This window comes from Pleurocapsa minor HA4230-MV1, from assembly GCA_019359095.1.
Classification (GTDB): Bacteria; Cyanobacteriota; Cyanobacteriia; order Cyanobacteriales; family Xenococcaceae; genus Waterburya; species Waterburya minor.
This window is the reverse complement of the sequence record JAHHHZ010000013.1, coordinates 272,590-294,775: the sequence shown is the minus strand read 5'-3', so window position 1 is coordinate 294,775 and position 22,186 is coordinate 272,590. Positions and strand designations below refer to the sequence as shown.

Here is a 22,186-nt window from a genome sequence, read left to right as displayed (position 1 = left end):
CTAAAAGCTAAAAGCTAAAAGCTCGTAAATTAGAACGAAGATAATTCACATTAAGCGTAGTTTGCTACGAATATAAAAGAGAGTTTTTGCCAGACAAAATAAGTGTTAGATTTACTGCTCATTGTTGCTTTGGGATTTTTGGGAAGTTTTGGTCACTGCATCGGGATGTGTGGGCCATTGACTGTAGCATTAGCCTTGTCTCAAGGCGATCGCGACGCTAACGAGCATCGCCCGCCAAAAATTAATGGTTGGCAATTTCATCTACTCCTTAATCTAGGTCGAGTCATCAGCTATGCCTTGGTTGGTGCTGCTTTAGGTAGTGTGGGGTCAATTGTAGTTGCCAGTGGGCAATTGGCAGGTATTGGTAGTAATCTACGGCAAGTAATGGCGATCGTCACAGGAAGTCTACTAATTTGGTTCGGCATTGGGCAAATAAAACCCAACTGGCTACCACGTCTACCCTTTTTACATCCCCTATCAGGAGAAATTCACAGTCGTTTAAATTCGGGGATGAATCAGCTTTCTACTCAACAACAGTGGTGGACTCCCTTCCTGTTAGGAGGAGCTTGGGGACTAATTCCTTGTGGCTTTTTATACACAGCACAGCTAAAAGCAGTAGAAACAGGAAGCTTACTAGCTGGTACACTGACAATGCTTTGTTTTGGCTTAGGTACAGCCCCCATGATGTTAGGGGTAGGCATATCTGCTTCTAAAGTGAGTGCAGATCGACGTAGCCAACTGTTTAGGCTAGGAGGCTGGGTAACGTTAGCAATTGGGATTTTAACTCTGTTGCGCTCTGATGTAATGGTGGACTATACAGGACATGGTGCATTGTTACTACTGATGCTGGCATTGATTGCTCGTCCTCTCAGTGGCTTCTGGACAGTACCCTTACAATATCGTCGGCTCATTGGCGTGGGTGCATTTATCCTCGCCTTGGCTCATACTGCCCACATGTTAGACCATTCCTTAAATTGGAATCTTGACGCGATCGCCTTTATGTTACCTCAGCATCGTCTGGGTATGGTATTAGGCATTCTCAGTCTAGCCTTGATGTTTCCTGCGGCAATTACTAGTAGCGATCGCCTACAACAAAAACTGGGTAGACGCTGGCGTAGAATTCATCTTTTGACTGTACCTGGTTTGATCTTAGCGGTTGGTCATACGGTGTTGCTAGGTTCTCATTATTGGGGAGACTTACAGGTAAGCTGGGACAATAAGCTTAGAGTCGCTGTAGTGATCTTTTTAACTAGTCTAATTCTGCTGTCTCGCTCCTCCTTATTAGGTAAAATTATTGGTCGCCAGTTTTATATTCCACCTAAAACTTAGCCAGAATTGAAAGCTTTAACAGGTTTAAACAAAACAAAAATCCTCATTTATTAATCCCGATGCAATTTGCCAGACGACTACAATCTATTTCCCGCAACGTCTTTGCTGATATGGATCGCGCTAAAACTCAAGCTAAAAGTTTAGGCAAAGAAATTATTGATTTATCTTTAGGTTCATCAGATTTACCTGTTGCTCAAGCTACTCTTAAGGCGATCGCTAATGCCCTAGAAGATCCGAGTACTCACGGTTATCTACTTCATGCTGGAACTAAAGATTTTCGTGTTGCTGCTGCCGACTGGTATAGTAAACGGTTTGGTATCGCCGTCGATCCTGAGACAGAGGTTTTACCCTTAATTGGCTCTCAGGAAGGAACAGCCCATTTACCCTTAGCTATCCTTAACCCAGGTGATATTGCCTTACTTTTAGATCCTGGTTATCCTTCCCATGCAGGTGGGGTGTATCTCGCAGGAGGGGTAATTTATCCTATGCCTTTACTGGCGGAAAACGCTTTTCTACCTGTGTTTGCAGATATACCTCTAGAGATACTATCAAAATCAAAAATGATGGTGCTAAGTTATCCCCATAATCCCACTACAGCGATCGCACCTTTAACCTTTTTCAACCAAGCCGTAAACTTTTGTCGCCAACACAATTTAGTTTTGGTACATGATTTTCCCTATGTAGATCTGGTATTTGATTCACAAGTATTCGCCCCATCTATCTTGCAAGCCGATCCCCAAAAAGAATTAAGCATTGAATTCTTTACTCTTTCCAAATCCTATAACATGGGCGGATTTCGCATCGGTTATGCGATCGGCAATCGCTCTTTAATTCAAGCCTTGAGGCAAATAAAAGCAGTGGTGGATTTTAATCAATATCGGGGTATTTTAACTGGGGCGATCGCAGCTTTGTCTAGTTCTCCAGAATCCATAGCTCAAACAGTGCAGACTTTTCAACAACGCCGAGATGTTTTCATCCAAGCACTCCAAGATATTGGTTGGTCAGTACCATCTCCCAGTGCCACTATGTATATTTGGGCAAAACTACCCGAACCCTGGCAACATAATTCCGTTGACTTCTGCACTAAATTGGTGGCGCAGACTGGAGTTGCTGCCTCTCCTGGAGCAGGATTTGGGCAGGCGGGGGAAGGCTATATACGGTTTGCTTTAGTCAGAGATCCCGATACTTTGCGTCATGCAGCACAAAAAATCCAACAGTTTTTGCAAACATCATCAAAGTCTTAGACTTCGGCGCTGTTAATGGAAAATATTAAATTGATTTTGCGATCGTCCGTAACGATTAGCCCTTGTTTCTTTTTAATCTCTAAACAGACTGCTAGCTAATTTTATGTCCCGTTGCCACAATCAACTGTTTAAAAGTTTCAGCAGATGCTTCAGACTCAATCATTATTTTCTGAGAATCTAAATCAATATTGACATCAGCATTTGGCTCAGAAGTTAAAATTACTTCTTTTAGCTCTGTGCTTTTTTCCTTACTGTCTAAGGTAGGTACATGAAATTCCATAGTTAAATTTGACCTGATAAACTTAAATTTGATTAAACTAAGCTTATTTTGATCTCCAAGTGTGTTCAACTATCTTTGGTTAGAGATTTTAATTAGAAAGATATTGAAGCTATGTTAACAAAGGCTATTTCGTTTTAACTGTAGTGAACCAAGAAATAAATTTCTTGGCTTAAAATTCAAGTCCGTTTAAACGGACTTAATCTACTTAGACAGAGAATTTATTCTCTGGATATATGAGAATGAAATAGCACTGCTATGTTGACAAGGCGATCGCTAAAAACAATGCATTTTATTTTTTAAAACCATCTAGCATTGGCCACAAGTTAAATTTAAATAGCAGTAGTAGCAATAGATTAAAATTGAACACAAAAGAGTTGAAACTCAGAAGAATATGAATCTCAAAAATACTAGGCAATCCCTTCAAAAAGACGATGTTATAGAATTGTTAAACTCTTACAAACCTTCTCTTCAAGAATTTAAGGTCAAATCTTTACTAATCTTCGGCTCAGTTGCACGTGATGAAGCCAATGCCGAGAGTGATGTAGATTTGCTAGTTGAGTTCGAGCAAACTATTGGATTGTTCACTTTCGTTAGATTGCAGCGATATTTAGAGAAAATTTTGGGTTGTAAAGTAGATTTGGGAACACCAGATTCTCTCAAAGAAGATTTACGAGAGGTAGTCTTACAGGAGGCTATACGTGCCTTCTAGAAACTTATCAAGACGGATTAGAGACATTTTAGAAATGAGTAAAGAAATTGAATCATTTATTGCAGGAATGTCTTTTGCCGATTTTGAGCAAGATCCTAAAACAGTTAAAGCAGTTTTGTACAATCTAGCGATTATGGGCGAAGCAGCAGGGCAGCTTTTACCAGAGGTAGAGTCTTTGTATCCAGAAATTCCTTGGGTTGATATGCGTGCGATTCGGAATGTGATCATTCATGAGTATTTTCAGGTAAATTTAAGCATAACTTGGGAAACAATTAAGACAGATTTACCGCCACTAATAAAGCAATTACATGAACTGTTAGAAAATAGTTAGAGTAATTTAATTTTTGCGATCGCCCTATGTCTCCCGAACAAATTCATAAATTTAGAATTGGTTTAAAGCGATCGCTAAAAACAATACATTTTCTTTTTTAAAACCATCTAGTATTGCCCACAAGCTACTAGCACTGTAAATTCTGGTAATGATAATTTGTTTTTTAGTTAGTAAAATGGAAGAAAAATAAGTTGATTTTTGAAAATGGAAAAAAGCGAGCAAAACAGATTTACAACAATAGAAACAGATAAAAGCATAAATTTTATTTTTCCACCACCAGGATTTAATAATCCTATAACTACCATTTTTATGGTAGTAGATATTCTCTTGTTACTTAATCTATCTGCAATTATTTATGGAATATATTATGCAGAGCTTGTTTATAAAATAGGTTTGACTTTTTTTTCAATGCCTTGGATAGGACTTGGAACTATCGTCAATTTTGTTTTAGTTATACAGTTTGTAACTGAAACTTCAATAAACATTAGTGATGAAGAAATTAATATTTCTTCAAGTTTTAAAAGAAAACAAAAAACGTTCAAAATTAAAGAGATTATTGATATAAAGATTATTGAATCTAATAAAGAAATTAATAATATATATCCCAAGCTATTTATCATAACAAAGAATAAAGAATATGATCTAAATAATTTGACTGGCTTTATTTTTACTAATCAAGAAATTGTTTGGCTTGCTAATAAAATCAGTAAATACATTAAAGGCGATCGCTAAATCTCGAAAAACCGAGCGCCTGATTTGAAGTAGACAAACTTGAATGGATTCGTATTCTTTTTAATTCTTCTACTGTACGTAAATTGTAAACATGTTGTTGCAATTAGATATTACTAATTAGGGCGATCGTCTTACCGATAATAGTTAAGTAAATTGCGGTGAAAGCCAATCAAATTTCTAGCCCAAAAATAGTGATTAAGGCATCATTTATTTTTTGGAGATTTTTGGGAGTAATTACTCCACGATATTGGACAAATCGCTTAGTATAATCAACTGGTCTTGTCTGTAGACAATCAGCAATTGATTTTTTGTCCAATCCATTGGTCTTATTATTGATTAGGGTAACATTGGTTAAAATTCTACTTTTTTTTTCTGACCATTCCGTAAGTGGGACAACTTGAATAACGCTCAGTCTGGCATTGTAAATATCATTGGTAACCACGATACAAGGGCGAATTTTACCAGTTTCCGAACCTTTAGTGGGATTGAGATTAAAATCCGCGACCATCCCTTTTTTTGGTCTGAATTCTAAAGGCGGTTCTTGAGCGAGAATCTTTTTACTCAAAACACACCGTATCTAGACATGAGTTAGCTGCATCATCGGTTAGTTGTTGTAGGTCAGCATCATGGTCATAAACTTCCTGATAAAGTTCTGCTGAATTGATTAAAGCTTCTTCCTTGAGAATTTTATTTAATCTAGATACTGCATCAGCAACAATCGCCGATTTACTCGGATAGCCAAAAGCTTGATAATTGGCAATAAACTCAGCATTAGTTGCCGACAAACTAATTTTTATTTGTGGCATTTCTCTAGTTTTTAAATTTTGTATTTTAATTGTACTATTTTTTTAGGCTATTTTTAGACTAGAAATTAGACTAGAAAAAAGTCTGTATCATAAGAGTATAAACATAACGTTTATTACTTGCCAAAAGTTTTAGTCATCGCTACTACCTTGGACATTCATCGCCATTCAAAATTTTTTTACCACAAACACGCTACATTTCGATCAATTGTCTTAACCCGAACTTAGGTTAATTAGATATTACTCATTAGGGCGATCGCCCTAAAATTCTAAAATTTAAAATCTAACTTATGACCCATATCTTCTAAGTCTTTTTTTTCTAAATTAACATTAGCTACCTATAATCGCTTTTCGTTTTTAGAGTTCTGAGGAATGTAACTAAGCAATATTCCCCCAGCAAATTGTTCAGAGGGAAGATTAATTAGGTAGCAACTGTACATATTAAAAGAGTAAAAAAGATAAAAGGAGAATAATGACTATTTCCGCCGATCAAATTCCTGCTCAGTCTCAGAATCAAAAGCCAGCATTTGAATCTGAAATGAATCCAGCACCCCAGTACGATCGCGACAGCTACAAAGGCAGCGATAAATTAAAGGGGAAAGTTGCCCTAATTACAGGTGGGGACAGTGGTATTGGTCGCTCTGTGGCAGTACTCTACGCTAAAGAAGGTGCAGATGTGGCGATCGTTTATCTCAACGAACATGAAGATGCCCAGAAAACTAAACAACTAGTCGAAGCTCAAGGGCAAAAATGCTTAATTATTGCAGGCGACATTAGTGGTGAAAAATTTTGTCATGAAGCAGTGGCAAAAACCGTTGCTGAATTAGGCAAGCTAGATATTTTAGTTAATAATGCTGCCGAGCAATATATGGAAAATGCCGAAACTTTAGAAGATATCGATTCGGCACGTTTGGGCAGTATTTTTAGCACCAACATCTTTTCCATGTTTTACTTTTGTCGAGCTGCTATTCCTCACCTCAAGGAAGGTAGTTCAATTATCAACACTACCTCGATCAATGCCTACAAAGGTAACGCATCTTTACTGAGCTATTCCACAACTAAAGGTGCAATCCTCGCCTTTACTCGTTCCTTGTCTCAGTCTTTACTAGCAAAAGGTATTCGTGTTAACGGTGTTGCGCCTGGCCCAATTTGGACTCCTTTTATTCCCGATGCTTTTCCCGCCGAACAGGTCAAAGGTTTTGGGAAACAAGTTCCCATGGAACGTCCTGGTCAACCAGTTGAAGTTGCCACCAGCTTTGTTTTCTTAGCTTCGGATGATTCTTCTTATTTTGCAGGACAGGTGCTACACCCTAATGGTGGCGTAGTTGTAAATGCATAGATTAGTTAGGGCGTAGTTTTATGCTACGCCCATTTTAATCGAGTCAATAGTTTTCTACTGTTGATTCTAGTTGAGGTAAAAATTGCTGAATCAAACCGATGGTAACAGCAGGTAATTCCAGTTGAGGCGTGAACCCCACATTATTTAACTGGTACATAATCCGAATTGCTTGAGGGTTCAATGCTTGTAATCGATATCCGACCTCTGGCCCCGTATATTCTGATGCCTGACCCCAAATTAAGGCTGTAGGGGTGGTTAATTGAGTAATATATTGAGTCAAATCAAAGCAAAGATCGCCCCGCACAAAAGATAGTGCAGCATATTCGGCATTGGGTTGTTTTGCCGATTGCAAGTATGCCTCTACCATTTCGGGAGTGATTCGGTCTTTATTAGCAAACTGTCTTTGTTCTAAAAAACTACGAATGCCAAAACTGGTAGCTACTCCCGTATTGTAAAGTAGGCGATCGACTATCGGCGTGGCAGCTAATTGAGTAAAAAAGTTGTCTTGATAATCTTTACTAAGCTCATTCAATCCTGCTGCGGTAGTTAGAATTAAGGATTTAAATAACTCTGGAGTTGCGATCGCTACCCGAATGGTAAAGGCGGCGGTAAGTGCGGAGGCTATTACTGTAACGGGTTTGGTGCAGGTGTGTTTGATAAATTCTTCGATGGTTATCAAATAGTCTTCCACTTGCTCGTTGCGTTGGGGATGAGCCGATCTTCCCCAACCTAGCAGATCGGGGGCGAGGATGCGATATTGGGCAGCAAAAGCGGGATAAACTTTTGACCACTCATAAGCCGATGAACCACCACCCAAACCATGCAAAAACACTAGGGTTTCTCGCTCATCAGTTTCTGCTTCCTTCCAGGGTGGGCGATCGTTGGTGTAGTAAGCTATGTAGCCTAAGCTCGTTTGAATAGATTTTTGGCTGAAACCAGGAGGAATAAACATGTTGGTGATTTTCGCTTTAAGATTAAGCGCAAGTTTTTGCTCAATTATATCTATACAATAGGTTAATCTTTTTTGCTGATTATCTTTCCCTAGTAATAAATTACTCTCAATGCGATCGTTTACATAATAAAGAATAAGTTAAATTAAAAATCATACACCCTGTGATAGAGTCTTCTTAAAAATCAATTTGTTAGTTTCTAAACAAGCACTTCAAATAACAGAATTCAACGAAGTTAACAAAATATGCAAGAACAGACACCAGGATTAAAATTAAGATTTGCCAGATTCGCCAAACTCTTTATTGGTGGGTCAAGCATGATTAATTTATCAGTTACTTTATTATTCAATATCCAGACTGTTAGATAATTTTTAGACAGCTAATCATTGAGTGATTTTATCGTTTTAGAGCAATAGTTTTGAACTAAACTAAAAACAGTATTTTTTTAGAAAGTAAGTTCATCTGTAGCAAAATTGACTGAAATCTTTTGCTTATTTCGCTCTATTTATAGCTCCAGCAACAAGTAACTCCACGGACACAATCAAACTCAACTAAACATGAATTCTTTTAACTATAATTTCGTGTTGCGACGAACCGCAACTATTTTATCAATTGTCATTCTAACTTTGGCAATTATCGCAGCTATATCAGGTATTTTAATCGGATTTTACTACGAACCTGTTGCGGGAGATGCCTATCAATCCTTAAACCAAATAGATGACTCTATATCGAATGGTTGGCTAATCTACAGCCTGCATAACTTAGCTGGTAATGGCATTATTGCCGTGGCATTAATTCAGATTATAGTCATGTTTCTAGGTAGACAATTTAAACGTAGTTGGTTGACGGGATGGATCGGCGGTATTTTACTAACCTTGTCAACTATTGGTTTGGGTTGGACGGCGATGATTCTTAGCTGGGATCAATTAGGTTACTGGCGTTTAAAAGTTGAATTGAGCATTATTGAATCTGTGCCAATTGCGGGAACATTTATTGTCAATCTATTAACAGGTGGTAGTGGCATAAATACCACGACAATTTTACATTTTTATACGCTCCACAGCTATGTTCTATCTACAGCTGCGATCGCTTTAGCCATAGTTCATTTAGTAGCTTTAGTTATTCAAGAACAAGAACAAAAAAAATTATTATTACAGCAGCTAGAAAAGTTATCAGCATCTATTCCAGCCCAAAAAACTGTTTCAGAAAACACTAGCACCAAGGTTTAATTAGCTTAGAAATAATTTATGTACCTTAATCAATTATTAGCTAAGTCAAGCTGGATAAATGTTAATTCCGCCATCGGAATTATTGTTAGTGTAGTTTTAATTTCATTTTGGTTTATTAGTTTAATCAGTCTTTTAGCACTAGATATTACTACAGTATCTCCAGGTTTAATTATTCTAGGTTTTTGCTTGAGAACTTTTTTTCAGACAGGACTTTTTATTACTACCCATGAGGCAATACACGGAACTATTTGTCCAAATTCTCAAATCAATCAGGCGATCGGCTACATAACTTCTTGGTTGTATGCGCTACTGCCTTACAAAGTTTTGGCAAAAAATCATCGATTACATCATCAATATCCTGCTACCGAAAAAGACCCAGATTTTAACTGTTTACACTCAAATAATTTCTTACTTTGGTATATCAGCTTTATGCAAGAATATCAAAAAGGTAGACAATTTTGGATTTTATTAATTGGGATGACAATTGTATTCTGTACGTTTGTTTTGCTAGATGTTTCTATAATTAATATATTTTTATTTTGGGTGATTCCTATTTTAATAAGTTCCTTGCAACTTTTTACTTTTGGGATCTTTTTACCTCATCGCCAAACAAATGAAAAATATCCAGATCGACATCGAGCTATAAGTAATAATTACTCAGTGTTTTGGTCTTTTATTGCCTGTTACCATTTTGGCTACCATTGGGAACATCACCAATATCCAAATTTACCTTGGTATAAACTTCCTTTAGCTCGTCAAAAAGAAGGTTTAAATTCCTAACCACTCAAGCATGATTGCTGGTAAATCTCTTTTCTGTCTAATTTGAGGATTGATACAAACATGACGAGTTTGAGCCTTAACTAAAATTTGTTCTAAATTATCGACAGGAGATATCTGATAGGCGATCGCAAATTCACGCTGATCGATTAAACTGGCAACTAAGCCGATCTGGATTTGATCCCCGCAAAAAAGAGGACGCAAAAAATCGATCTCTGCATGAACAATCGGTAAGGCAGTCTTTCCCTCTTCGATCATCTGCTTCAGGCTAATTCCTGCCTGAGTCAACGACTCTTCATAGGCTTGATGGCAGATTTCTAATCCTTTGGCAAAATAAACTACTCCTGCTGCATCGGTATCGCTTAAATAAATTCGCCGTAAATAATCAAATTTCATCTATTGTTCTGGAGATCACAACTACCACACAGCATAACTATTGCCAGATAAAATCTAACTCGATAACTAAATTAGGCAATATGTCTTCTCCAGATAAAAAACTGGGTTGATTAACTACTTCTACTGGTTTAGCTGGACGATAGATTTCTACTTGCTGCTGCTGCGGATTAATTAGCCAGCCTAATTTAACTCCATTATCTCGATATTCCTGCATCCTCGCGCGTTCACGGATAAACCGCACTGGCGCCCTTGCGCCTTCGGACGACGCGGGGTCGCTCGTCATCTTTGCTTGAAGAGTTTTCAATTGATCGCTAGGAGACATTAACTCTAAGACAAAATCTGGCGTGAGAGGTAAAAATTTAGCTTTCTCTTCCTTACTAAATTGAGCAACTCTCGCTTGAGCAATCCAACTAACATCAGGAGAACGAATTGCACCGTTGGGGAGGATAAACCCTGTAGACGAATCACAAACTATCCCTAATCGATCTTGTCGATTCCAATTCCAAAATTGAGCAATTAATCCAGCATTATTCATCCCAGTCTCATATCCAGTTGGAGACATAATAATCAATTCTCCTCGATAGTTCGTTTCTAGCTTTAGTTCAGGATTAAGCTGACATAGTTGCTCGAAATGTTCAACTGTAATCTTATTGGCTAGTGGTTTTAGGTTAAGAGTGTAGCTATTCATCTCACAAGCTAGGGATTGGATATTTCTTTAAATATAAATTATGTGTTTGAATAACTAACATAACGTAAGTATTGTCAATCAAACGTAAAATCCTTGGCTAACAATTCAGTAGACCCGCAAAATCCGACTGGTTGGTTTGAACCTTTATATGCAGAGGCAAAAGGTGATACAGCGCGAGTACCCTGGGCAAAAAATCAGGCTCATCCTTATCTACAGCAGTGGTTAAACGCTTCACCTCAAGCACAGGGCAAAACCGCTTTAGTGATTGGTTGTGGTTTAGGAGACGATGCTGAGCTGCTTAATAGTATAGGTTATCAAGTGACGGCATTTGATATTTCCCCAACAGCGATCGCTTGGTGTCAACAAAGATTTCCTCAATCTACAGTCAATTATCTAGTAGCAGATCTATTTAACCTCGATCCCCAATGGCAAGGCAAGTTTGATTTTGTCTTTGAATGTCGCACGATTCAGGCATTACCTTTAAATGTGCGATCGCTTGTTATCCAAAAAATTGCTGCTTTAATCGCGCCCAACGGAACACTTCTAGTTGTTACTCGTCACCGTGAGGCTAATACGATCCCAGATGGGCCACCTTGGGCATTATCCACTGTCGAATTGTCACAATTTACTGAATTAGGATTAACTCAAGTGAGTTGCGATCGCTTTATTGAAGGGGAGCAAACTCAGATTGAACAGTATCTTCTTGAATATCGCAATTAACAAATTGTCTGTTGAATCTGCCCAACTATCATAAAATATTCTTGTCAGAAACTGACAGTATCATGTATCATTAGTGATTGTGGTCAAAACTGGCAAATCTCACACTATATAGATATAAAGTCTAATCATCCCCCAGCCCAAGAGTCACTAATCATAGTCTTGAAGGCTAAACCAGCGAGTTTTAACTGTGTAATCACAAAAAACAACCTTGTTACGGGGCTAGTGAGAAATTTTATAGGGTTTGCTACCTCCTCAAGAAACTGACAGAATTTACTTCTTTTAAGTCTTAGAGGGTCAAGGTAACTTTAAAAGTTAGTCGTGGCAGAGTTTAGGCTCAAGCTGTATCTAACTGTAAATCTTAGAAAACAAAATTATATATTTGCTGCTAGACATCATTAAATAACTAGATTTTCTAGATCATGACATGATGCCTGTTTTTCGTCAGTTAGAGCTACGCTGTAAGGCGGTGTAGTCTGCGGTAAATATATGTCAGCCCAAATTTAAATCAAACTAAGGCTGGCTTATTGTGTTGCAATATTAGTGAGGTTCAATTCGTGTCTGTCGGTATCCTTGGCACTAAGTTAGGTATGACTCAGGTTTTCGATCCAGAATCTGGGAATGCAATTCCCGTTACTGTGGTTCAAGCTGGGCCCTGTATCGTTACTCAAATCAAAACTAAAGAAACGGATGGCTATAGTTCCATTCAAGTTGGGTACGGTGAAGTAAAAGAAAAAGCTTTATCCAAACCTGAATTGGGTCACTTAAATAAAGCAGGTGCAACTCCTCTACGTCATCTCAAAGAGTATCGTCTTGAAGATACAGGAAGCTATGAGCTAGGAAAAGCTTTAGACATTGCTGAAATTTTCAATACAGAAACAACGGTTGATGTTAGTGGTAAAACCATGGGTCGTGGTTTTGCAGGTTATCATAAGCGCCACAATTTTCACCGTGGTTTAATGAGTCACGGTTCTAAAAGCCACCGTGCGCCTGGTTCTACTGGTGCAGGTACTACTCCTGGTCGTACCTATCCTGGTAAAAAAATGGCTGGACGTTATGGTGGAAAGCAAGTAACTACTCGCAAGCTGAAAGTTGTCAGAGTTGACGCAGAACAGAATTTACTACTGATTAAAGGAGCAATTCCTGGTAAGCCTGGCTCTCTTTTAAGTATCTCTCCCAGCAAGATTGTGGGATAGAGAAATAACAGCTCATTAGGTATTGAAGAACAAATAAAATAACAAATAACCATGGTTAATTGTGTAGTCAAAAATTGGCAGGGGGAAGATGTAGGCGAGACATCTTTTGAGCTAAAAGTAGCAAAGCCAGAGAATGCTGAACATATTGTGCATCGCTCAGCAGTTCGTCAGCTAAATAATGCTCGCCAAGGAACAGCTTCCAGTAAAACTCGTGCGGAAGTCCGTGGTGGTGGACGCAAGCCTTGGAGACAAAAAGGAACTGGTCGCGCTCGTGCTGGTTCGATTCGTTCTCCACTGTGGCGTGGTGGTGGTGTAATTTTTGGGCCAAAACCCAGAGACTACAGCACCAAGATGAATCGTAAGGAAAGACGCTTAGCGCTGAGAACAGCATTTAGTTCTCGTCTAGAAGACATGGTTGTCGTCGAGAATTTTGGTGCTGAGCTTGACCGTCCTAAAACTAAAGAGGTTCTTGCCGCTTTAGAGCGTTGGGGTATCGGTGCCGACGAAAAAGTGTTGTTGATCCTCAAAGAAGTTTCCGACAACGTAAATCTGTCCACCCGCAACATCGCTAAAGTCAAAATGATTAAAGCGACTAATCTTAACGTGATCGATGTGCTTCACGCTAATAAAATTGTCGTCTCCAAAGACGCTTTAGAACAGATCCAGGAGGTTTATAGTGACTAGGTATAAAGAAAGAGATTTAGCCGACTTAATCCTTAAACCGATTATTACCGAAAAAGGCACAATCCAAATGGAGCTAGGTAAGTACGTTTTTGATGTCTTACCCAAAGCGACCAAACCTGATATTAGAGCAGCCATTGAAAGCTTGTTTGATGTCACCGTGGTTAAGGTAAACACCTTGACCCTACCTCGTAAAAAGCGTCGCGTTGGTAAATTTGTAGGATACAAGGCTCAATACAAAAGAGCAATTGTGACCTTGAAAGAAGGTGATTCCATCGCCTTATTCCCTGACGTATAAAAACTCGCACTCGAAAAAGCTAGCAAAAGCAAATTATGGGTACTCGTTCATTTAAACCATACACACCAGGGACTCGCCAAGCAGTAGTCCCCGATTTTGCGGAAATTACCAAGAGTAACCCCGAAAAATCGTTAACCAAATATAAGCACCGTAAAAAAGGTCGTAACAACCGTGGTGTAATTACTAGTCGTCGTCGTGGTGGCGGACATAAACGTCTCTATCGGATCATCGATTTCCGCCGTGACAAACGTAATATTCAAGGTGAAGTAATTGCGATCGAATACGATCCTAACCGTAATGCTCGTATTGCTTTAGTGCAGTACGAAGATGGCGAAAAACGCTATATTTTGGCAGCGGTGGGGATGCAGGTTGGGACACCAATTATTGCCAGTGAAGACGCGCCGATTGAAGTCGGGAATGCTTTACCCTTGAGCAAAATGCCCTTGGGTGAAACAGTTCATAACATTGAATTAGTAGCAGGTAGAGGTGGACAAATTGTGCGCGCTGCTGGTGCTGCTGCTAAAGTTATGGCCAAAGAAGGTGACTACGTTACTATTGGTCTTCCCTCCAAAGAAGTCAGAATGGTGCGTAAAGAATGTTACGCCACTATCGGACAGGTAGGCAACGTCGAATACCGCAACTTGAAGCTCGGTAAAGCAGGTAAGATGCGTCACCGTGGCAGAAGACCTGAAGTTCGTGGTAGTGCGATGAACCCCTGCGATCACCCTCATGGTGGTGGTGAAGGCCGCGCTCCTATCGGTAGAAGTGGGCCTGTATCTCCTTGGGGTAAGCCAGCCTTGGGTAAGAAAACTCGCAAGAAAAACAAACCCAGCAACAGGCTAATTATTCGTCGTCGTCGTTAATTCATCGTTGATCTTTAAAAGTTGATCTATAAATTATGAGCCGTTCTTTAAAAAAAGGGCCCTTCATCGCTGACAGCCTGCTCAAAAAAATTGAAAGGTTGAACGCCAATAACAAAAAAGAAGTAATCAAAACTTGGTCTAGAGCTTCAACCATTTTACCCTTAATGGTAGGACACACGATCGCTGTACATAACGGTCGCCAACACATTCCTGTATTTGTCAGCGATCAAATGGTAGGACATAAACTAGGAGAATTTGCTCCTACCCGTACCTTTAGGGGTCATGCTAAAGGCGACAAAAAAGGGAGACGCTAGACCGTAAATAATACTATGGCAATAGATACAAGTAACGAAGTTAAGGCGATCGCCAAATATATTCGGATGTCCCCGTTTAAGGTCAGACGAGTTTTAGACCAAATTCGCGGTCGTCAATATCGAGAAGCTCTAATTATTTTAGAGTTCATGCCCTATAAATCCTGTGACCCAATTTTAAAAGCATTGCGGTCAGCAGTAGCTAATGCAGAACATAACAATGGTTTAGATCCTGCAACTTTGGTAGTCAGTAAAGCTTTTGCTGATGGTGGCCCTGTTCTCAAACGTTATCGCCCCAGAGCGCAAGGTAGAGCTTATCAAATCCGCAAGCCAACCTGTCATATTACTGTAGCCGTAGCGCCAGAAGTAACCGATTAAAATCTTAATTCGCCGAATTTAGCCGAATTTAATTACTATACGAGGAAACATTTGTGGGACAGAAGATACACCCAACAGGCTTTCGTTTAGGAGTCACCAAAGAACACCAATCTTGTTGGTATGCGGACTCTAAACGTTATCCCGAACTACTACAAGAAGATCGCTTAATTAGAGAATACGTCAACAAAGAGTTGAACAATGCAGGTATTGCTCAAGTCAAAATCGAGCGCAAAGCAGATCAAATTGACCTGGCAATTAATACCGCTAGACCTGGGGTAGTAGTAGGTCGTGGTGGTTCAGGAATTGAAAAACTACGGACAGAGCTACAAGAGAAAGTCGGCAATAACCGTCAGATTCGCATTAACGTCATTGAAGTTCCTCGCGTCGATGCGGATGCTGCCTTGATCGCTGAGTATATCTGTCAACAACTTGAGCGTCGGGTTTCCTTTCGCCGAGTGGTTCGTCAAGCGATTCAAAGAGCGCAACGAGCTGAAGTTTTGGGGATTAAAATCCAGGTTAGCGGTCGCTTAAACGGTGCAGAAATTGCCCGTACAGAATGGGTCAGGGAAGGTCGAGTCCCACTACATACCCTCAGAGCTGATATTGATTACTCCTACCGTACCGCTTTGACCATCTATGGGATTTTAGGTGTCAAGGTCTGGGTCTTCAAAGGCGAAATCATTCCTGGACAAGAAGAAGCCGCTGCGCCTACTCAAGCTCCTCGCCGTCAACGTCGCCGTCAAAAATTTGACGATCGCTCAGAGTAATTAACTATTAACAAGACTTACTTTAGCAAAATAATACTATTATGCTTAGTCCCAGAAGAACGAAATATCGTAAACAACACCGTGGTCGGATGAGAGGGATGGCGTACCGTGGTAACACTCTTAACTTCGGTGATTATGCCCTACAGGCGACTGAACCTTCCTGGATCACTGCGCGTCAAATAGAGGCTGCTCGTCGAGCCATGACGCGCTATGTAAAACGGGGTGGAAAAATTTGGATTAGGATCTTTCCTGACAAGCCTGTTACCATGCGTCCAGCTGAAACCAGGATGGGTTCGGGTAAAGGTTCACCTGAATTTTGGGTGGCGGTAGTCAAACCAGGCAGGGTCATGTTTGAAATGGCTGGAGTCCCTGAAGACATAGCCAAAGAGGCGATGCGCTTAGCTGCTCAAAAACTACCCATCAAGACTAAATTTATTACTCGCGATGAGGATTATATGTAATGGCTCTACCTAAGATTGAAGACGCTAGAAAACTAGATGGGGATGATCTCTCAGCAGAAATTTTAGCGGTTAAGCGAGAGTTATTTCAACTGAGGTTAGAACAGGCGACTCGCCGTTTAGAAAAACCTCACTTATTCAAGCACGCCAAACACCGTTTGGCACAACTATTAACCGTAGAACGTGAGCGCGAAATCGCTACTGCAAAAGGAGAATAGACTATGGCAGTAAAAGAAAGAGTTGGAGACGTAGTGAGCGACAAAATGGATAAAACCATTGTCGTGGCAATTGAAAACCGTTCTCCCCACCCCAAGTACGGCAAAATTGTCGTCCGAACCAAAAAGTACAAGGTACATGATGCCGAGAACCAATGCAAAATTGGCGATCGCGTACGCATCAAAGAAACTCGTCCCCTCAGTAAAACTAAACGCTGGACGGTCGAGGAAATTATTGAATCCAAACAAAATTAATTTTTATCAACCAACCTCGGTCGAAGTGACAAAATGATTCAACAACAGACCTATTTAAACGTCGCAGATAACAGTGGCGCTCGTAAGCTAATGTGTTTGCGTGTCATTGGCAAGGGCAACAGTCCTTATGCCTTTATTGGCGATGTCGTCGTGGCGGTAGTCAAAGATGCTCTCCCCAATATGGGAGTCAAAAAATCTGAGGTCGTCAAAGCAGTGATTGTCAGAACTAAGCAGTCCGTCAATCGTCCTAGCGGTATGAGCATTCGTTTTGACGATAATGCAGCCGTGATCATTAACGAGCAGGGCAATCCTAGAGGGACTAGGGTTTTTGGCCCTGTGGCAAGAGAATTAAGAGAGCGTAACTTTACCAAAATTGTCTCTTTAGCTCCAGAGGTAATATAAATGGCGAAAACTAAAAAAACAGCAATCCGTCAAAAAATGCACGTCAGGAAAGGAGATACTATCCAAGTTATCTCTGGACGGGATAAGGGCAAAGTAGGTGAGATTACCACCGTGAATCCCAAGACTAGTCAAGTGACTATCGAAGGAGTAAACGTTCGCACCAAGCACGTCAAGCCCCAGCAAGAAGGAGAATCGGGTCAGATTATCACCTTTGAAGCACCGATCCATAGCTCTAACGTCATGCTGTACTCCACCAAGGAGAAAACGGTTAGTCGAGTAGGCTATACCTTCACAGAAGACGGTCGCAAAGTGCGTATGCTGAGAAAAACAGGCGAAATCATCGATTAATTTGAGTAATTGCGCCTTAATCATTCATTGTCTCCTGACCAAGCCCAGGAAAACCCAATTATTATGCCAAAACCACTTAAAACTAGATATTTAGAAGATATCGTTCCCAAGCTAACAGAACAGTTTAGCTTTACTAACGTTCACCAAGTTCCCAAGGTAGTCAAAATCGTGATTAATCGCGGTTTAGGAGAGGCATCACAAAATGCCAAGGCTTTAGAATCTTCAATTAACGAAATGATGGTAATTACAGGGCAAAAACCAGTAGTCACCAGAGCTAAAAAAGCGATCGCTGGATTTAAAATTCGTCAAGGAATGCCCGTAGGGATTATGGTGACTCTTCGTGGCGAAAAAATGTATGCTTTTCTAGATCGATTAATCGCCTTGGCTTTGCCTCGAATTCGTGACTTTCGGGGGATTAGTCCCAAAAGTTTTGATGGTCGCGGCAACTATAGTCTAGGAGTTCGAGAACAGCTAATGTTCCCTGAAATTGACTACGATAGCATCGATCAAATTAGAGGGATGGATATTTCCATCGTCACTTCCGCAGCTAACGATGAAGAAGGGCGAGCTTTACTCAAAGAAATGGGAATGCCTTTTCGTGAAAATTAACCTTCTTAGCCTCAAAAAATAACAATAGGAAATAATGGCAGCAACCGATACTATTTCAGATATGCTGACCCGCATTCGCAATGCCTGTATGGTCAAGCATCAAACCACCAAAGTTCCTTCCACTCGCATGACAAAAGCGATCGCCCAAGTTTTGCAAAGTGAAGGCTTTATCGCTAGTTTTGAGGAAACAGGGGAAATACCCCAAAAATTTATTGAAATTTCTCTAAAGTATAAAGGTAGAAATCGCCAACCGATCATCAGTACCCTAAAGCGAGTTAGTAAACCTGGACTTAGAGTCTATTCTCGCAAGCAAGATATTCCTCGTGTATTGGGCGGTATTGGTATTGCGATCGTTTCCACTTCCCGTGGAGTAATGACCGATAGAGAAGCTCGCAGTCAAGGAATTGGCGGTGAAATTCTCTGTTATGTCTGGTAATTTAACAGGAGTAAATTATGTCTCGTATTGGCAAACTGCCGATTCCCATACCTGATAAAGTGAGCGCTCAAATTTCAGGGCAACACGTTACGATTAAAGGGCCAAAAGGTACTCTAGAACGAGAAATTCCTGAACCAATTGAAGTCAAGCAGGAGGGAGATAACATCATTGTCCGCCCAACTAATGATTCTCGGATTGGTCGTCAGCGTCATGGTTTATGCCGTACCCTAGTGGCAAACATGGTAGACGGTGTATCCCAAGGATTTCAAAAACGGTTGTTAATTCAAGGCGTTGGTTACAGAGCGCAGGCCCAAGGCAAAAAACTAACTCTTAATGTTGGTTATAGCAAACCTGTAGACATGGAGATGCCAGACGGTATCGATGTAGCCGTAGAAAATAGAAACACTGAAGTCATTATTAGTGGCATCAGTAAAGAGATAGTTGGCAACGTTGCAGCTCGGATTAGAGCAGTTAGACCACCTGAACCTTATAAAGGCAAGGGAATACGCTACTTTGATGAGCAAGTAAGACGCAAAGCTGGTAAGACAGGTAAGTAGAAATTATGAAGCTTTCACGCAAAGAATCAGTAAAACGCCGTCACCGACGGGTACGTAAAAAAGTCAGTGGTACTCCCGAACGCCCTCGTTTGTGCGTGTTCCGTTCCAATAATCATATTTATGCCCAGGTCATTGATGATGTCGCGCAGCATACCCTAGCAGCAGCATCAGACTTTAATGTTGAAACTAAAGGTTCCACCTGTGCTGTTTCGGCTGAAGTTGGTAAACTGGTAGCCCAAAGAGCTTTAGAAAAAGGCGTGGCGAAAGTAGTATTCGATCGCGGTGGTAATCTCTATCATGGTCGAGTTAAAGCTTTGGCTGAAGCAGCTCGCGAAGCTGGATTAGATTTTTAGAGCAAAATATCAAGGAAAATCATTATGGCTAAAGCTAATAATAAGTCACGCAAGAAAGGACGTGCTAAGGAGAAAGATTCCGCCTGGCAGGAGCGGGTGGTGCAGATTCGCCGAGTCAGCAAGGTAGTCAAGGGTGGTAAAAAACTCAGCTTCCGAGCGATCGTTGTTGTCGGTAACGAAAAAGGACAGGTAGGCGTTGGTGTAGGCAAAGCTGCTGACGTAATTGGTGCAGTCCGTAAAGGAGTCGCCGATGCGAAGAAACAGCTAGTAGAAGTGTCTTTAACCAAGTCCAATTCAATTGTTCACGTTACTAACGGGATTGCTGGTGGCGCCAAAGTATTTATGCGTCCTGCTTCTCCTGGTACTGGGGTAATTGCTGGTGGTGCGGTGCGTACCGTGCTAGAACTTGCTGGAGTCAAAAACATTTTGGCAAAACAGTTAGGTTCTAATAGCCCTTTAAATAATGCTAGAGCAGCGGTTGATGCCTTGGCTGGTCTTCGTACTTTTGGCGAAGTAGCAAAGGAAAGGAATATTCCGATTGAACAACTGTACGCCTAGCTCATTTAACATTAAACAACCATGAAACTAGAAAATCTTAGCCCTAAAGAAGGGTCAAAAAGGCGTAAGCGCCGAGTGGGTCGTGGGATCTCCGCTGGTCAAGGTGCTAGCTGTGGTTTTGGTATGCGGGGTCAAAAGTCCCGTTCTGGTACTGGAACTAAAGCTGGTTTTGAAGGTGGTCAAATGCCCCTTTATCGTCGAGTTCCTAAGCTCAAACATTTTACTCTGGTTAATCAGAAGCATTACACTACCATCAACGTTGAAGCTTTAGGCTCATTGCCTGCTAATACGGATGTCACTCTAGGATCGTTATTAGAAAATGGCATTGCCACCAGTAATGACGGCCCACTAAAAATTTTAGGGAATGGTGAATTAAGTGTCGCGCTAAATGTCAAAGCAGTAGCATTTACTAAAAGTGCAGCGCAAAAAATTGAAGCTGCTGGCGGTAGTTGTGAAGTTATTGCCAAGTAAGCGCACACAGTATTTGGTATATCATAGGGAGCATAGGTAGAAAAACAAATTTATTAAAAATTTAGTTAATATTTCTCCGTAAACAACTTATTTAATACCAAGTATATAAGAGGTACTATATGGTTAGAGAAAAGACTCCATCAGCACAGGAGACTTTTTTGCAAATGGCTCAGGCAGCGGGTCTCAGAGGTAGACTGCTGGTCACCATTGGTCTTTTGATATTAGTCCGATTAGGAGTATTTATTCCTGTCCCAGGAATAGATCGGGAACTTTTTGGCGAATTTATCGGTAATTCTAGCAATTCTTCGATCGTAGGATTTTTAGATATCTTCACGGGTGGGGGAATCTCCGCCTTGGGAATATTTGCGCTAGGAATTTTACCCTTTATTAATGCTTCGATCATCATGCAGCTATTGGCTACTGCCATACCTAGTTTGGAAGATCTGCAAAAGAATGAAGGAGAAGCAGGAAGACGGAAAATCTCGCAAATTACTCGCTATGTTGCTTTGGGTGGGGCAATAATTCAGAGTTTTGGGCTTACCCTCGGTTTATTAGTCAACAACGGCATTATTGCCAAAAGCATTATTCCTATTGGTGAGACCGTACTGGCTTTAACGGCTGGTTCGATGTTTGTCATGTGGATTTCTGAGCTAATTACCGAAAAAGGAATTGGTAATGGTGCTTCATTATTAATTTTTGTCAACATCGTGGCTGTATTACCGAAGACTTTAGCTACTACGATTGAGTTCGCTCAAAGTGGAGGTAGAGGCGAAATTGCCCAGGTAGTTGTTCTACTGCTGGTCTTTCTAGCTATGATTATTGGCATTGTCTTTATTCAAGAAGGAACTCGGCGTATTCCGATTATTTCGGCGCGCCGTCAGGTAGGTAGACGAGTTTATCGCGAGAGAAGCAATTATCTTCCTTTAAGATTAAATCAGGGTGGAGTAATGCCCATCATCTTTGCCTCTTCCGTTTTGTTTTTACCAGCTCAACTCCTAGGGTTTTTGCCTGGAGATGGCCCAGTTAAAGAAATATTTGCCAAAATTGCTACGGCAATTCAGCCTGGAAATTGGGCATATGTTGCCGTTTACCTAGTTTTAATTTTGTTCTTTAGCTACTTTTATGCTTCTTTGATTGTCAACCCTGTTGATATGTCTCAGAATTTGAAGAAAATGGGCGCGTCTATTCCAGGAATTAGACCAGGAAAGGCAACCAGTGCTTATCTAGAAAAAGTGCTAAATCGCCTGACTCTCTTGGGGGCCATATTTTTAGGTGTAGTAGCGACAGTGCCTACTTTAGTAGAAAGTGCGATTCCTGCTGGAACTACAGTTTTTAGCGGTTTTGGTGCAACATCTTTGCTTATTTTAGTTGGGGTGGCAATTGATACGGCTAAACAAATCCAGACCTACGTTATTTCTCAACGTTATGAAGGAATGGTGAAGCAGTAATCCTGTTTGGTATTAGGCAGGTTTGAAGAGAATTTTAGACCTGCTGATAAAAACTCAA

At 40.5% G+C, this 22,186-nt stretch carries 34 protein-coding genes; 28 read left to right on the top strand and 6 right to left on the bottom strand.

Annotated features, from left to right (window positions below):
* The first annotated feature begins 102 nt into the window (after positions 1-102).
* Complete coding sequence (locus tag KME09_06250) at positions 103-1,329, top strand: sulfite exporter TauE/SafE family protein (GenBank protein MBW4533523.1); 1,227 nt, start codon at positions 103-105, stop codon at positions 1,327-1,329.
* A 59-nt stretch (positions 1,330-1,388) separates the two neighbouring features.
* The gene (locus tag KME09_06245) at positions 1,389-2,573 is read left to right on the top strand and encodes an LL-diaminopimelate aminotransferase (protein MBW4533522.1); all 1,185 of its coding nucleotides are present in this window, start codon (positions 1,389-1,391) and stop codon (positions 2,571-2,573) included.
* Between the two features lie 91 nt (positions 2,574-2,664).
* Here the strand turns inward: KME09_06245 and KME09_06240 are convergent, their stop codons facing one another.
* Positions 2,665-2,853, bottom strand: coding sequence for a heavy metal transport/detoxification protein (locus tag KME09_06240; protein MBW4533521.1), 189 nt, complete (start codon positions 2,851-2,853; stop codon positions 2,665-2,667).
* Positions 2,854-3,244: 391 nt separating this feature from the next.
* Here KME09_06240 and KME09_06235 point away from each other — a divergent pair, with 391 nt between their 5' ends.
* The 3 genes from KME09_06235 to KME09_06225 all read left to right on the top strand — a co-directional run bounded on the left by KME09_06235 (position 3,245) and on the right by KME09_06225 (position 4,625).
* A complete protein-coding gene (locus tag KME09_06235) occupies positions 3,245-3,562 on the top strand; it encodes a nucleotidyltransferase family protein (GenBank protein MBW4533520.1) in 318 nt (105 codons plus the stop codon).
* Positions 3,552-3,893, top strand: coding sequence for a DUF86 domain-containing protein (locus KME09_06230; protein ID MBW4533519.1), 342 nt, complete (start codon positions 3,552-3,554; stop codon positions 3,891-3,893). Before KME09_06235 ends, KME09_06230 begins: the two co-directional genes overlap by 11 nt.
* A gap of 204 nt (positions 3,894-4,097) precedes the next feature.
* Positions 4,098-4,625 carry a hypothetical protein gene (locus KME09_06225; GenBank protein ID MBW4533518.1) on the top strand — a complete coding sequence of 176 codons (528 nt, stop codon included), beginning with the start codon at positions 4,098-4,100 and terminating at the stop codon, positions 4,623-4,625.
* Positions 4,626-4,794: 169 nt separating this feature from the next.
* On the opposite strand, the gene KME09_06220 is transcribed toward KME09_06225, so the two are convergent.
* Positions 4,795-5,190 (bottom strand): type II toxin-antitoxin system PemK/MazF family toxin, encoded by a 396-nt coding sequence (locus KME09_06220; GenBank protein ID MBW4533517.1) that lies wholly within the window; start codon positions 5,188-5,190, stop codon positions 4,795-4,797.
* Complete coding sequence (locus tag KME09_06215; GenBank protein ID MBW4533516.1) at positions 5,183-5,431, bottom strand: hypothetical protein; 249 nt, start codon at positions 5,429-5,431, stop codon at positions 5,183-5,185. Before KME09_06215 ends, KME09_06220 begins: the two co-directional genes overlap by 8 nt.
* 469 nt (positions 5,432-5,900) lie before the next feature.
* Between KME09_06215 and KME09_06210 the strand changes: the two genes are divergently transcribed.
* Positions 5,901-6,767, top strand: a complete 867-nt coding sequence (locus KME09_06210) for an SDR family oxidoreductase (GenBank protein ID MBW4533515.1) — start codon at positions 5,901-5,903, stop codon at positions 6,765-6,767.
* A 43-nt stretch (positions 6,768-6,810) separates the two neighbouring features.
* On the opposite strand, the gene KME09_06205 is transcribed toward KME09_06210, so the two are convergent.
* Positions 6,811-7,719, bottom strand: coding sequence for an alpha/beta hydrolase (locus tag KME09_06205; protein ID MBW4533514.1), 909 nt, complete (start codon positions 7,717-7,719; stop codon positions 6,811-6,813).
* Between the two features lie 555 nt (positions 7,720-8,274).
* On the opposite strand from KME09_06205, the gene KME09_06200 reads away from it, so the two are divergent.
* Positions 8,275-8,946, top strand: coding sequence for a cytochrome b N-terminal domain-containing protein (locus KME09_06200; protein MBW4533513.1), 672 nt, complete (start codon positions 8,275-8,277; stop codon positions 8,944-8,946).
* Between the two features lie 18 nt (positions 8,947-8,964).
* Positions 8,965-9,726, top strand: coding sequence for a fatty acid desaturase (locus tag KME09_06195; GenBank protein MBW4533512.1), 762 nt, complete (start codon positions 8,965-8,967; stop codon positions 9,724-9,726).
* Here the strand turns inward: KME09_06195 and KME09_06190 are convergent.
* Positions 9,715-10,119, bottom strand: a complete 405-nt coding sequence (locus KME09_06190; protein ID MBW4533511.1) for an acyl-CoA thioesterase — start codon at positions 10,117-10,119, stop codon at positions 9,715-9,717. The genes KME09_06195 and KME09_06190 overlap by 12 nt on opposite strands.
* A 37-nt stretch (positions 10,120-10,156) precedes the next feature.
* A complete protein-coding gene (locus KME09_06185; protein ID MBW4533510.1) occupies positions 10,157-10,807 on the bottom strand; it encodes a Uma2 family endonuclease in 651 nt (216 codons plus the stop codon).
* 93 nt (positions 10,808-10,900) lie between these two features.
* On the opposite strand from KME09_06185, the gene KME09_06180 reads away from it, so the two are divergent.
* From KME09_06180 to secY, 20 genes are all read left to right on the top strand, one after another.
* On the top strand, positions 10,901-11,527 hold the full coding sequence (locus KME09_06180; protein ID MBW4533509.1) for a methyltransferase domain-containing protein: 627 nt from the start codon (positions 10,901-10,903) through the stop codon (positions 11,525-11,527).
* A gap of 554 nt (positions 11,528-12,081) precedes the next feature.
* On the top strand, positions 12,082-12,720 hold the full coding sequence (gene rplC, locus KME09_06175) for a 50S ribosomal protein L3 (GenBank protein ID MBW4533508.1): 639 nt from the start codon (positions 12,082-12,084) through the stop codon (positions 12,718-12,720).
* A gap of 51 nt (positions 12,721-12,771) precedes the next feature.
* Entirely contained in the window at positions 12,772-13,404 is a 633-nt protein-coding gene (rplD, locus tag KME09_06170; GenBank protein ID MBW4533507.1) for a 50S ribosomal protein L4, read from the top strand.
* Positions 13,394-13,699 carry a 50S ribosomal protein L23 gene (locus KME09_06165; GenBank protein ID MBW4533506.1) on the top strand — a complete coding sequence of 102 codons (306 nt, stop codon included), beginning with the start codon at positions 13,394-13,396 and terminating at the stop codon, positions 13,697-13,699. Before rplD ends, KME09_06165 begins: the two co-directional genes overlap by 11 nt.
* A 35-nt stretch (positions 13,700-13,734) precedes the next feature.
* Positions 13,735-14,562 carry a 50S ribosomal protein L2 gene (rplB, locus tag KME09_06160; protein MBW4533505.1) on the top strand — a complete coding sequence of 276 codons (828 nt, stop codon included), beginning with the start codon at positions 13,735-13,737 and terminating at the stop codon, positions 14,560-14,562.
* A gap of 35 nt (positions 14,563-14,597) precedes the next feature.
* On the top strand, positions 14,598-14,876 hold the full coding sequence (gene rpsS / locus KME09_06155; GenBank protein ID MBW4533504.1) for a 30S ribosomal protein S19: 279 nt from the start codon (positions 14,598-14,600) through the stop codon (positions 14,874-14,876).
* A gap of 15 nt (positions 14,877-14,891) precedes the next feature.
* Positions 14,892-15,251 (top strand): 50S ribosomal protein L22, encoded by a 360-nt coding sequence (gene rplV / locus KME09_06150; GenBank protein MBW4533503.1) that lies wholly within the window; start codon positions 14,892-14,894, stop codon positions 15,249-15,251.
* Positions 15,252-15,304: 53 nt separating this feature from the next.
* Positions 15,305-16,018: a 30S ribosomal protein S3 gene (gene rpsC, locus KME09_06145; GenBank protein ID MBW4533502.1), complete on the top strand. Its 714-nt coding sequence runs from the start codon at positions 15,305-15,307 to the stop codon at positions 16,016-16,018.
* 41 nt (positions 16,019-16,059) lie between these two features.
* Complete coding sequence (gene rplP / locus KME09_06140) at positions 16,060-16,479, top strand: 50S ribosomal protein L16 (protein MBW4533501.1); 420 nt, start codon at positions 16,060-16,062, stop codon at positions 16,477-16,479.
* Positions 16,479-16,694, top strand: coding sequence for a 50S ribosomal protein L29 (rpmC, locus tag KME09_06135; GenBank protein ID MBW4533500.1), 216 nt, complete (start codon positions 16,479-16,481; stop codon positions 16,692-16,694). Before rplP ends, rpmC begins: the two co-directional genes overlap by 1 nt.
* 3 nt (positions 16,695-16,697) lie before the next feature.
* Complete coding sequence (rpsQ, locus tag KME09_06130; protein MBW4533499.1) at positions 16,698-16,946, top strand: 30S ribosomal protein S17; 249 nt, start codon at positions 16,698-16,700, stop codon at positions 16,944-16,946.
* 33 nt (positions 16,947-16,979) lie between these two features.
* Positions 16,980-17,348, top strand: coding sequence for a 50S ribosomal protein L14 (gene rplN, locus KME09_06125; GenBank protein ID MBW4533498.1), 369 nt, complete (start codon positions 16,980-16,982; stop codon positions 17,346-17,348).
* Entirely contained in the window at positions 17,349-17,696 is a 348-nt protein-coding gene (gene rplX, locus KME09_06120; GenBank protein ID MBW4533497.1) for a 50S ribosomal protein L24, read from the top strand.
* Between the two features lie 63 nt (positions 17,697-17,759).
* Complete coding sequence (gene rplE / locus KME09_06115) at positions 17,760-18,305, top strand: 50S ribosomal protein L5 (protein ID MBW4533496.1); 546 nt, start codon at positions 17,760-17,762, stop codon at positions 18,303-18,305.
* Positions 18,306-18,339: 34 nt separating this feature from the next.
* On the top strand, positions 18,340-18,741 hold the full coding sequence (gene rpsH, locus KME09_06110) for a 30S ribosomal protein S8 (protein ID MBW4533495.1): 402 nt from the start codon (positions 18,340-18,342) through the stop codon (positions 18,739-18,741).
* A 17-nt stretch (positions 18,742-18,758) separates the two neighbouring features.
* Positions 18,759-19,298: a 50S ribosomal protein L6 gene (rplF, locus tag KME09_06105; protein MBW4533494.1), complete on the top strand. Its 540-nt coding sequence runs from the start codon at positions 18,759-18,761 to the stop codon at positions 19,296-19,298.
* 5 nt (positions 19,299-19,303) lie between these two features.
* Positions 19,304-19,651, top strand: coding sequence for a 50S ribosomal protein L18 (gene rplR / locus KME09_06100; protein MBW4533493.1), 348 nt, complete (start codon positions 19,304-19,306; stop codon positions 19,649-19,651).
* 24 nt (positions 19,652-19,675) lie between these two features.
* A complete protein-coding gene (rpsE, locus tag KME09_06095; GenBank protein ID MBW4533492.1) occupies positions 19,676-20,209 on the top strand; it encodes a 30S ribosomal protein S5 in 534 nt (177 codons plus the stop codon).
* A gap of 21 nt (positions 20,210-20,230) precedes the next feature.
* Positions 20,231-20,680: a 50S ribosomal protein L15 gene (rplO, locus tag KME09_06090; GenBank protein ID MBW4533491.1), complete on the top strand. Its 450-nt coding sequence runs from the start codon at positions 20,231-20,233 to the stop codon at positions 20,678-20,680.
* A 119-nt stretch (positions 20,681-20,799) separates the two neighbouring features.
* Positions 20,800-22,128 carry a preprotein translocase subunit SecY gene (gene secY / locus KME09_06085; protein ID MBW4533490.1) on the top strand — a complete coding sequence of 443 codons (1,329 nt, stop codon included), beginning with the start codon at positions 20,800-20,802 and terminating at the stop codon, positions 22,126-22,128.
* Positions 22,129-22,186: the final 58 nt, after the last annotated feature.

Coding starts and splice junctions, on each gene's coding strand:
- KME09_06245 (MBW4533522.1), top strand. CDS start 1,389: ATGCAATTTGCCAGACGACTACAATCTATTTCCCGCAACGTCTTTGCT.
- KME09_06240 (MBW4533521.1), bottom strand. CDS start 2,853: ATGGAATTTCATGTACCTACCTTAGACAGTAAGGAAAAAAGCACAGAG.
- KME09_06235 (MBW4533520.1), top strand. CDS start 3,245: ATGAATCTCAAAAATACTAGGCAATCCCTTCAAAAAGACGATGTTATA.
- KME09_06225 (MBW4533518.1), top strand. CDS start 4,098: ATGGAAAAAAGCGAGCAAAACAGATTTACAACAATAGAAACAGATAAA.
- KME09_06215 (MBW4533516.1), bottom strand. CDS start 5,431: ATGCCACAAATAAAAATTAGTTTGTCGGCAACTAATGCTGAGTTTATT.
- KME09_06210 (MBW4533515.1), top strand. CDS start 5,901: ATGACTATTTCCGCCGATCAAATTCCTGCTCAGTCTCAGAATCAAAAG.
- KME09_06205 (MBW4533514.1), bottom strand. CDS start 7,719: ATGTTTATTCCTCCTGGTTTCAGCCAAAAATCTATTCAAACGAGCTTA.
- KME09_06200 (MBW4533513.1), top strand. CDS start 8,275: ATGAATTCTTTTAACTATAATTTCGTGTTGCGACGAACCGCAACTATT.
- KME09_06195 (MBW4533512.1), top strand. CDS start 8,965: ATGTACCTTAATCAATTATTAGCTAAGTCAAGCTGGATAAATGTTAAT.
- KME09_06190 (MBW4533511.1), bottom strand. CDS start 10,119: ATGAAATTTGATTATTTACGGCGAATTTATTTAAGCGATACCGATGCA.
- KME09_06185 (MBW4533510.1), bottom strand. CDS start 10,807: ATGAATAGCTACACTCTTAACCTAAAACCACTAGCCAATAAGATTACA.
- rplD (MBW4533507.1), top strand. CDS start 12,772: ATGGTTAATTGTGTAGTCAAAAATTGGCAGGGGGAAGATGTAGGCGAG.
- rplB (MBW4533505.1), top strand. CDS start 13,735: ATGGGTACTCGTTCATTTAAACCATACACACCAGGGACTCGCCAAGCA.
- rpsS (MBW4533504.1), top strand. CDS start 14,598: ATGAGCCGTTCTTTAAAAAAAGGGCCCTTCATCGCTGACAGCCTGCTC.
- rplV (MBW4533503.1), top strand. CDS start 14,892: ATGGCAATAGATACAAGTAACGAAGTTAAGGCGATCGCCAAATATATT.
- rplP (MBW4533501.1), top strand. CDS start 16,060: ATGCTTAGTCCCAGAAGAACGAAATATCGTAAACAACACCGTGGTCGG.
- rpmC (MBW4533500.1), top strand. CDS start 16,479: ATGGCTCTACCTAAGATTGAAGACGCTAGAAAACTAGATGGGGATGAT.
- rpsQ (MBW4533499.1), top strand. CDS start 16,698: ATGGCAGTAAAAGAAAGAGTTGGAGACGTAGTGAGCGACAAAATGGAT.
- rplN (MBW4533498.1), top strand. CDS start 16,980: ATGATTCAACAACAGACCTATTTAAACGTCGCAGATAACAGTGGCGCT.
- rplX (MBW4533497.1), top strand. CDS start 17,349: ATGGCGAAAACTAAAAAAACAGCAATCCGTCAAAAAATGCACGTCAGG.
- rplE (MBW4533496.1), top strand. CDS start 17,760: ATGCCAAAACCACTTAAAACTAGATATTTAGAAGATATCGTTCCCAAG.
- rpsH (MBW4533495.1), top strand. CDS start 18,340: ATGGCAGCAACCGATACTATTTCAGATATGCTGACCCGCATTCGCAAT.
- rplF (MBW4533494.1), top strand. CDS start 18,759: ATGTCTCGTATTGGCAAACTGCCGATTCCCATACCTGATAAAGTGAGC.
- rplR (MBW4533493.1), top strand. CDS start 19,304: ATGAAGCTTTCACGCAAAGAATCAGTAAAACGCCGTCACCGACGGGTA.
- rpsE (MBW4533492.1), top strand. CDS start 19,676: ATGGCTAAAGCTAATAATAAGTCACGCAAGAAAGGACGTGCTAAGGAG.
- rplO (MBW4533491.1), top strand. CDS start 20,231: ATGAAACTAGAAAATCTTAGCCCTAAAGAAGGGTCAAAAAGGCGTAAG.
- secY (MBW4533490.1), top strand. CDS start 20,800: ATGGTTAGAGAAAAGACTCCATCAGCACAGGAGACTTTTTTGCAAATG.